8 protein-coding genes and 1 tRNA gene are annotated in these 7,977 nt (G+C 69.1%); 7 read left to right on the top strand and 2 right to left on the bottom strand.

The features are described 5' to 3' along the window. Positions 1-243: 243 nt before the first annotated feature. From ACT4N8_RS13360 to aguB, 3 genes are read left to right on the top strand one after another with little or no spacing between them, the layout of a single operon-like run. Positions 244-1,884, top strand: coding sequence for a M28 family metallopeptidase (locus tag ACT4N8_RS13360; protein ID WP_444858616.1), 1,641 nt, complete (start codon positions 244-246; stop codon positions 1,882-1,884). Between the two features lie 5 nt (positions 1,885-1,889). Continuing rightward, positions 1,890-2,864 carry an agmatine deiminase family protein gene (locus ACT4N8_RS13355; protein ID WP_444858615.1) on the top strand — a complete coding sequence of 325 codons (975 nt, stop codon included), beginning with the start codon at positions 1,890-1,892 and terminating at the stop codon, positions 2,862-2,864. Next, the gene (aguB, locus tag ACT4N8_RS13350; protein WP_444858614.1) at positions 2,861-3,709 is read left to right on the top strand and encodes an N-carbamoylputrescine amidase; all 849 of its coding nucleotides are present in this window, start codon (positions 2,861-2,863) and stop codon (positions 3,707-3,709) included. The genes ACT4N8_RS13355 and aguB overlap by 4 nt, the downstream gene beginning before the upstream one ends. Here the strand turns inward: aguB and ACT4N8_RS13345 are convergent. Beyond that, positions 3,693-4,352 (bottom strand): uracil-DNA glycosylase, encoded by a 660-nt coding sequence (locus tag ACT4N8_RS13345; protein WP_444858613.1) that lies wholly within the window; start codon positions 4,350-4,352, stop codon positions 3,693-3,695. The genes aguB and ACT4N8_RS13345 overlap by 17 nt on opposite strands. Before the next feature lie 23 nt (positions 4,353-4,375). Here ACT4N8_RS13345 and folK point away from each other — a divergent pair, with 23 nt between their 5' ends. The 3 genes from folK (at position 4,376) to ACT4N8_RS13330 (ending at position 5,553) form a co-directional block, all read left to right on the top strand. Further along, a complete protein-coding gene (folK, locus tag ACT4N8_RS13340; RefSeq protein ID WP_444858612.1) occupies positions 4,376-4,867 on the top strand; it encodes a 2-amino-4-hydroxy-6-hydroxymethyldihydropteridine diphosphokinase in 492 nt (163 codons plus the stop codon). 11 nt (positions 4,868-4,878) lie between these two features. Continuing rightward, positions 4,879-4,954 (top strand) — tRNA-Lys (locus ACT4N8_RS13335). A gap of 26 nt (positions 4,955-4,980) precedes the next feature. Then, the gene (locus ACT4N8_RS13330) at positions 4,981-5,553 is read left to right on the top strand and encodes an SGNH/GDSL hydrolase family protein (RefSeq protein ID WP_444858611.1); all 573 of its coding nucleotides are present in this window, start codon (positions 4,981-4,983) and stop codon (positions 5,551-5,553) included. A gap of 222 nt (positions 5,554-5,775) precedes the next feature. Here ACT4N8_RS13330 and ACT4N8_RS13325 read toward each other — a convergent pair whose 3' ends face one another. After that, positions 5,776-7,521: an adenylate/guanylate cyclase domain-containing protein gene (locus ACT4N8_RS13325; protein WP_444858610.1), complete on the bottom strand. Its 1,746-nt coding sequence runs from the start codon at positions 7,519-7,521 to the stop codon at positions 5,776-5,778. Positions 7,522-7,622: 101 nt separating this feature from the next. On the opposite strand from ACT4N8_RS13325, the gene ACT4N8_RS13320 reads away from it, so the two are divergent. After that, on the top strand, positions 7,623-7,977 hold a 355-nt coding region (locus ACT4N8_RS13320; protein WP_444858609.1), incomplete at its 3' end, for a response regulator transcription factor.

Here is a 7,977-nt window from a genome sequence, read left to right as displayed (position 1 = left end):
TGCCAACGCTGCGAGCCCGATGCCGAGACTTGCTGGTCTTGCGATCATTTCATTCCCCAACGAAATAGGGTAATTCTTAGCGCCGACGAGCCGGCGTTGTCAGTGGCCGACCATTGTAATTGACACTCGATTTCAGGCGCTTGCCCCAAGTGGTACATAGCGGAAACCGGCCCGGAGGCAAGGTTGCGAAAGCCGCGCCTTGCTGCCAGAAGCGCGCGGCGGGGCGGCTTGAAGGAGCGAAACATGCGTCTGATCCTGGCTTTCGCGGCGGCCGCATTGGCGGGCTGCGCCACCACCGCCTCCACTTCCGATGCGACCTCGCAAATCTCACTGGAGACGCTGCAGCGGGTGACGCAGGAATTGTCGTCCGACGCGTTCCAGGGGCGGGCGCCCGGAACCGAGGGCGAGACGCGCACCGTCGAGGCGCTGGCGCGCGAGTTCGCGCGGGTTGGGCTGCAGCCGGGCAACAACGGCAGCTGGTATCAGGACGTGCCGCTGGTCGAGATCACGATGCAGGGATCGCCGCGGCTTCAGATGACTGGCGGCCGCGAAAATCTCAGCTTCGCCTATCGCACCGATTTCGTCGGCGCCTCCTATCGGGCCCAGCCGCGGATCGACGTGCGGGACAGCGAACTGGTCTTCGTCGGCTACGGGATCAACGCCCCCGAGCGCGGCTGGAACGATTATGAGGGGGTCGACGTGCGCGGCCGCACCGTCGTCATCCTCGTCAACGATCCCGACTGGAACGCCTCCGGGCTCGAAGGCACGTTCAACGGCCGGGCGATGACCTATTACGGCCGCTGGACCTACAAATATGAGGAGGCGGCGCGGCAGGGCGGCGCGGCGGTCCTGATCGTCCACGACAGCGCCCCCGCCTCCTACGGCTGGAACGTCGTCGAGAACAGCTGGACCGGGCCGCAGCCCTACATGCAGACGCCCGACAACGGCGCCAGCCAGACCGCGATGAACGGCTGGCTGACCAACGACGCCGCGCGCCGGCTGTTCGCCGCCGCCGGCCAGGATCTCGACGCGCTGACCCGCGCCGCGGCGCAGCCGGGCTTCCGCGCCGTGCCCTTGAACCTGCGCGCCTCGGTTGGCTTCGACCAATCGATCCGCCGCTTCGCCTCGCGCAACGTGGTGGGCGTCCTGCGGGGAACGAGCCGGCCGGACGAATATGTCCTCTACACCGCGCACTGGGACCATCTCGGCATCTGCCGCGAGGAGGGCGAGGACCGTATCTGCAACGGCGCCGTCGACAATGCGAGCGGCACCGCCGCGCTCGTCGCGCTCGCCGAGGCGCAGGCACGCGCCGGGCGGACCGAGCGCTCGCAGGTCTTTCTCGCGGTGACCGCCGAGGAATCGGGCTTGCTCGGCTCCGCGTATTACGCCGCCAACCCGATCTATCCGCTCGCGCAGACCGTGGGCGGGCTCAACATCGACAGCCTGACCATGCACGGCGACGCGCGCGATTTCTACGCGGTCGGCGCCGGCAAGTCCGAGCTCGATGCCTATCTGCAGCGGGCGGTTGCGGCGGAAAGCCTGACCCTGACGCCCGAGCCGGCGCCGCAGGCGGGCTATTATTACCGCTCCGACCATTTCAGCCTCGCCAAGCAGGGCGTGCCGATGATCTACGCCAAACTCGGACCCGACCTCGTCGTCGGCGGGCGGGCGGCGGGCGACGCCTGGTCGGCCGAATATCGCGCGAACCGCTATCACGGGCCAGCCGACGAATATGATCCCAATTGGGACTGGGCGGGCGCGATGCGCGAGCTGCGGATCTTCTATAATATCGGCCGCGAGCTGGCGAACAGCACCGCCTGGCCCAACTGGAACGAGGGCGACGAATTCCGCGCCATCCGCGACCGCTCGCGCGCGGGGCGCTAGGCCGCATGGCCGCGCGCCAGCCGCCCGAATGGGCGCCGCACGAATTCGTCTGGATCGGCTTTCCGAGCCATGCGGAACTGTGGGAGGATGATCTGGAGCCGGCACGCGCCGAGGTCGCGGAGTTCGCGCGGCGGGTCTGGGCGGACGGCAAGGGCGAGGAGGTGCGTCTCATCGCCGCCGATGCGGAAGCGGCGGAGGCCGCGCGGCGTGCGGCGCCGTTCGCGACGGTCGTCGAGGAGAAGTTCGGCGACATCTGGCTTCGCGACACCGGGCCACTGATCCTGAAGAATGGCGGTCGCGCCGCCGCGCGCTTCCGCTTCAACGGCTGGGGCGGGAAATACGAGCTGCCGGGCGACGAGACGGTCGGGCTCGGCCTCGCGCGATCGCTCGGGCTGGAGTCGGCGCAATACGACTGGGTGCTGGAGGGCGGCGCGATCGAGGTCGACGGAAGCGGCCTCGCGGTCACCACCGAGCAATGCCTGCTCAATCCGAACCGCAATCCCGGGCTCGACCGCGCCGAGATCGAGGCGCGGCTGCGCGATCAGCTCGGCATCGAACGGCTGCTCTGGCTCGGCGACGGGCTGTTCAATGACCATACCGACGGCCATATCGACAATCTCGCCCGCTTCGTGGCCGAGGGGCGGCTCGCCATCCCCGTCTCCGCCGGCAGCGACGATCCCAATAGCCTCATCTATGCCGACGCGCGCTACCGGGCCGAGGCGTTCGGCCTCGCGGTCGCGCCCCTGCCCTCGCCCGGCCGGGTCGAGCGCGGCGGCCGGATCGTCCCCGCGTCCTACATGAACTTCTACATCGGCAATGCGGCGGTGGTCGTCCCGCTCTACGACGCGCCGAACGACGAAGCAGCGGTCGAGATGGTCGCCGAGCTGTTCCCGGGCCGGGAGGTGAGCGGCCTGCGCGCCGACCATATCCTGACCGGCGGCGGCAGCTTCCACTGCATCACCCAGCAGGTGCCGAAGTGAGCCAACTGACGGTCGCCGCGCTCCAGCTCGCCTTCTCGGACGACGTCGACGAGAATATCCGCAACGTTTCCGCGCTCGTCCGCGAGGCGGCCGGCCAGGGCGCGAAGGTAATTCTCCCGCCGGAGCTGTTCGAGGGACATTATTTCTGCCGCACGCAGGACGAGGCGCATTTCGCCCGCGCCATGCCAGTCGGCACACACCCCGCCGTGCTGGCGATGCGGCAGCTCGCGGCGGAGCTTCAGGTCTATATCCCGACCAGCTTCTTCGAGGCCGAGGGTCATCATCATTATAATAGCCTCGCAATGATCGACGATCATGGCGAGGTGATGGGCGTCTACCGCAAGAGCCATATCCCGGACGGCCCCGGCTATTCGGAGAAATTCTATTTCCGCCCCGGCAATACCGGCTTCAAGGTGTGGGACACGCCCTATGGCACGCTCGGGCCCGCGGTCTGCTGGGATCAATGGTATCCGGAAACAGCGCGGAGTCTGATGCTGATGGGGGCCGAGATCCTGCTCTATCCGACCGCGATCGGCACCGAGCCGCACGACCCTGATCTCGACACCTCGCGGCTGTGGCGGCGGGCGATGATCGGCCACGCCGTCTCGAACGTCGTCCCGGTGGTCGCCGCCAACCGCGTCGGTACGGAGAACGGCCAGCGCTTCTACGGCCACAGCTTCATCTGCGACGAGCGCGGCGACATCCTCGCCGAATTCGGCGCCGAGGAGACCGGCGCGCTCACCGCGACGCTGGACCTGGACGCGGCCCGCGCCCACCGCGCCGCCTTCGGCTTTTTCCGCGACCGGCGGCCGGATCTTTATCGGCGGCTCACCGAGGACATCTGAGCTCGAGCGCCCGCGCGAACACCGCCTCGAACATCGCGTCGGTCAGGCGCCCGGTGTTCTGGTTGTAGCGGGAGCAATGGTAGCTATCGATCAGGATGCGGCCGTCGGGCAGCGCGTGCTCGGCGAGATGGGCGAAGGGGAAATCGGCGAGGCGACCGCCCGCGACGCGAACCGCATTGTCGTGCGCTATGCGGCCCAAGGCGACGAGCACGCGAAGGTTCGGCAGCACGGCCATCGCCGCTTCGTAATAGCGGCGGCAGGTGGCGACCTCGGCGGGGAGCGGCTTGTTCCGCGGCGGCAGGCATTTGACCGAATTGAGGATGATGCAGCCGTTGAGGCGCAGGCTGTCGTCGGGCCGCTCCTCATAGGCGCCTTCGGCGAGGCCGAACTTGAGCAATGTCCGATAGAGCAGATGCCCGGCATGGTCGCCGGTGAAGGGACGGCCGGTGCGGTTGGCGCCCCACATGCCCGGCGCCAGGCCGACCAGACCCAACCAGGCGTCGCGATCGCCGAAGGCGGGGACCGGCGCGTTCCACCAGTCCGGGTGGGCGATGCGCAGCTCCTCGCGAAAGGCGACCAGCCGCGGACAGAGCGGGCAATCGCGCGGCGCTTCGACCTCGGGGAGCGGGCTTTCGGGCGGCATCGCGAGCGTCTAGGCGCTGGCGTATGGCCGAGACAAGCTACGCTATCGCTTTGGGCTCGAACCGCCGCCACGGCCGCCACGGCGCGCCGAAAGGCGTGGTGCGCGCGGCGATCGCCGGGTTGAGCGAGCTTGGCCGCATCGACGCGGCGTCCGGGATACGTGCCACCCCCGCGCTCGGCCCCGCCGGGCGCAGCTTTGCCAATGCCGTGGCGATCCTCGCGACCGATCTCGCCCCCGACGCGCTACTCGACGCGCTGAAAAGGATCGAGCGCGACTTCGGCCGCCGGCGCGGCAGGCGCTGGGGCGCGCGCGTGCTCGATCTCGACATCATCCTCTGGTCCGAAGGCGCCTGGGGCGGTCCGGGACCGATTATCCCCCATCCGCATTATCGTGAGCGGGATTTCGTGCTCGTCCCGCTCGCGCAGATCGCCCCCGGCTGGCGCGATCCGCTAACCGGCGCGACCGTCCGCCAGCTGCTCGCGCGGTTGACCCGCCCAGCCCCCGCGCATAGGTGACCGAAGCACACGGGCCCTTAGCTCAGTCGGTAGAGCAACTGACTTTTAATCAGTAGGTCGCTGGTTCGAATCCAGCAGGGCTCACCAGCTTTTTCCTCGCATTGGGCCGCGCGGTGCGATTTCTTATCTTCCTGCTCCTCCTGGCCGGTTGCTCGAGCGAAGGGGGCCGGGTGATGGCCGAGGCGCGGAGCTTTCCCGACGGGCAGGCACTGCTCATCGGCGACAGCATCGCGGCGGCGCATGATGAGGCGAGCCTTTGCGGCCTTCGCCTGTTCAACGGCGCGATCGGCGGCACCGGCCTCCGGGAATGGACCGGGATCGCCCCCGATCTCGTCGCCGAGCTGTCGCCCTCCCTGCTGGTCGTCTCGCTGGGGATCGTGGACGCCAGGCGAAACGCAGACCCCGAGGCATGGGAACGGGACTATCGGCGCGTCGTCGGCCTGGCCGAGAATGTCGTATTGGTCTCGCTTTCACCGGTCGATCATATGCGGATCACCGAGCGGCCGGTTTCGGACCGGACGATCGCCGAGCTCAACCGGCGCATCGTGGAGATTGCGGCGGAGAGGGGTGCCCGCGTCGTGCCTCCCCTCTCCCGCGCCATGACGACGGACGGCATTCACCTGTCGCCCGAGGGCCAGGCGCAATGGGCTCGCAATCTCGAAGCTAGCTGTTCGGCACCAATCTGATCGCTTGTCCCCGCTCGAATTTCGGGCAATCAAGTTCGTTGCGAGGTCGGAACATGATCGCCAGGCGACTGCGGCGGCTGCTGTGCTATTTCGGGCGTCATCGCCGATCGAAGTCGCACGCCCGCTCCACCGAAACCGGGGTGGTGAGCGTCTGCCGCTACTGCGGCGCTCCGATGCGGCGCGGCGCCGGCCGCAAGTGGCGCGTGGAGAGCGCGCGCTAGCTCAATCCGCGCGGGTCAGCCGGTACATCGGATAGTCGCCATATTTTTTGGCGAGGGGGATGCGACCCACATAGCGGCTGGTGAAGCGGCTTCCCGCTTCCAGCGCGAGGATCGCGGCGAAGGGCTCGGTGACGAAGACCGCGCCGGGCGGCGTCACCGGCTCGATCCGGGCGGCCTTGGAGACTTCGGTGCCGTAGAAGGTGGTGCGGCCTGTGATGCGGTCGATCGTGCGGTAGGCCGGGCCGTAATGGACGCCGATACGCATGCCCCCGGCGCCGTCGAGGCCGAGCGTCGCATAGTCGAAGCGGGCGAGCGCGTCCTGCAGCTCGAGCGCGATCTCGGCGGCCCCCGTGGCGCTCTGCATCACGGCATAGAGCGCGTCGCCCCAGCTGTTGCGGCAGGCGACCTCGTCGCCATGGCGATCGAGCACCTCGGCGACGCGGTGCATGACCCCGTCCCAGAAGGCGGGGAGCGCGGTCTCGCTGAGGGTCGAGAAGCCGGCGAAATCGGTGAACAGGATCGCCGCCAGCGCACGGTCGTAGGCGCTGCGGACGCGCGGCTCGGGCCGGGTGAGGCCGCGCTCGACCTGGCCGGGCTCGATCGCGACGGTGCGGCCGGCGCCGTCGCGCCAAGCCGCGACGTCAATGCCCGTGCCGGCATCGCCGTTCGCGGCCTTGCCGTCCCAGATCGCGAGCTGCACTGCCTCGGCGGCGAGATGCTCGGCGCGCAGCCGGGCGAGGCCCATCGCCATGCGGCTGCCATAGCCATATTGCGCGCCGTCGCCGAAAAACTCCATCTCGCCGGCGAAGGTGAGGGTCGCCGCCCGGTCACGACACGCCGCGTAGCGCGCCAGCCAGGGCTCGCCGGCGGGGCGCACCGACTGGGCAAGGAAATCCTCCTCGGCGAAGGGCAGGACGAGGTGCAGCTCTGCGCCGCGCGCGAGCAACGCCTCGGCAAAGAGAATGTCGGCGCCGGCGGCGAGCGCGCCGTAGGCGAAGCCGACCGTCTCGGCCTCGATCACCGCATCGATCGCGGCGCGGAGGCGCGACTCCGCCTCCGCGTCGGCGACGAAGATATGCCCGCAGAAATGAGCGACGCGCGGCGGGGCGAGCGGCGCCAGCAGCGCCTCCGAGTCCAGACCGAGATGCGCGGCGATCATGGCCAATTGCCGCAGGGTCGAGCAGCGCGCGCCGTAGTCCCGGCTTTCGCGCACCGGCGGCGCGGCGAGCGCGGCGGTGACCTCCCCGGTCCGGCCGAGAATCAGCAGGGCCTCGGCCTTGGTCGCCGCGTCGTAATAATTGGCCGCCGCTGCCACCGCGGGATCGGCGAGTAGCGCTTCGGCCAGCACGTGTGCCCGAGCCGTATCACCGGCGAGCAAAGCGAGGGTCGCGGCGTTGATGCCGGGAAAGGCGTCGCCGCTGGCGGCGTAGATGGCGTGATAGGCGTCGAACGCGCCGGCTAAGGCGGCCGCGCTCGCCGCGCCGGGCGGGAGCGAGAGCGCTTTGTCCTTGAGCAGCCGCGCGCCGACCGCGCGTTCGTGCGGATCGGGCGAGGCGTCGAGCCCGGAGGCGGCGAACAATTCCATCGCCCGATCCGTGTCGCCCATCCGCGCCAGCGCCAGCACCTGGAGGTGGCGAATCGCGGGGGAATCATCACCCTCGGCGATCGCGGCGACGGTCGCGTCATAGGCGCCGATCAGGTCGCCGCGCGACAATGCCCCCCTGGCGCTCTCGGCGGCCCCCGTCATGGCAGACGTTATGCGGCCTCATGCTGAGCGACACAATTGGCGACAATCGGCGACATTCTAAGGCTGGCGCAGGTCCGCCGCGCCGCCCTACAAGCCGCGCCATGGCGAAGGAGCCGCACATCCTGCTCGTCGACGACGAGCGCGACATTCGCGATCCGCTCGCGACCTATCTCTCGCGCAACGGCGTGCGCGTCACCAAGGCCGAGAACGCCGCGGCGGCGCGGCAGATGCTGTCCGCTTACGCGATCGACCTCGTCCTGCTCGATATCATGATGCCGGGCGAGGACGGGCTCGCGCTCACCTCCTTCATCCGCGCGACAAGCGAGATCCCGGTCATCCTGCTCACCGCGCGCGCTGAGGAGACCGACCGCATCGTCGGGCTCGAGATCGGCGCCGACGATTATGTCACCAAGCCGTTTTCCCCGCGCGAGCTGCTGGCGCGGATCAAGGTCGTGC

It is taken from the genome of Sphingosinicella sp. (assembly GCF_052387495.1).
Classification (GTDB): Bacteria; Pseudomonadota; Alphaproteobacteria; order Sphingomonadales; family Sphingomonadaceae; genus Allosphingosinicella.
The sequence above is the reverse complement of the archived record's forward strand: the minus strand, read 5'-3'. Positions and strand labels throughout refer to the sequence as shown.

Excerpts from the sequence above, each read along its gene's own strand:
- ACT4N8_RS13360 (WP_444858616.1), top strand. The coding sequence starts at position 244 with ATGCGTCTGATCCTGGCTTTCGCGGCGGCCGCATTGGCGGGCTGCGCC.
- ACT4N8_RS13355 (WP_444858615.1), top strand. The coding sequence starts at position 1,890 with ATGGCCGCGCGCCAGCCGCCCGAATGGGCGCCGCACGAATTCGTCTGG.
- ACT4N8_RS13345 (WP_444858613.1), bottom strand. The coding sequence starts at position 4,352 with ATGCCGCCCGAAAGCCCGCTCCCCGAGGTCGAAGCGCCGCGCGATTGC.
- folK (WP_444858612.1), top strand. The coding sequence starts at position 4,376 with ATGGCCGAGACAAGCTACGCTATCGCTTTGGGCTCGAACCGCCGCCAC.
- ACT4N8_RS13325 (WP_444858610.1), bottom strand. The coding sequence starts at position 7,521 with ATGACGGGGGCCGCCGAGAGCGCCAGGGGGGCATTGTCGCGCGGCGAC.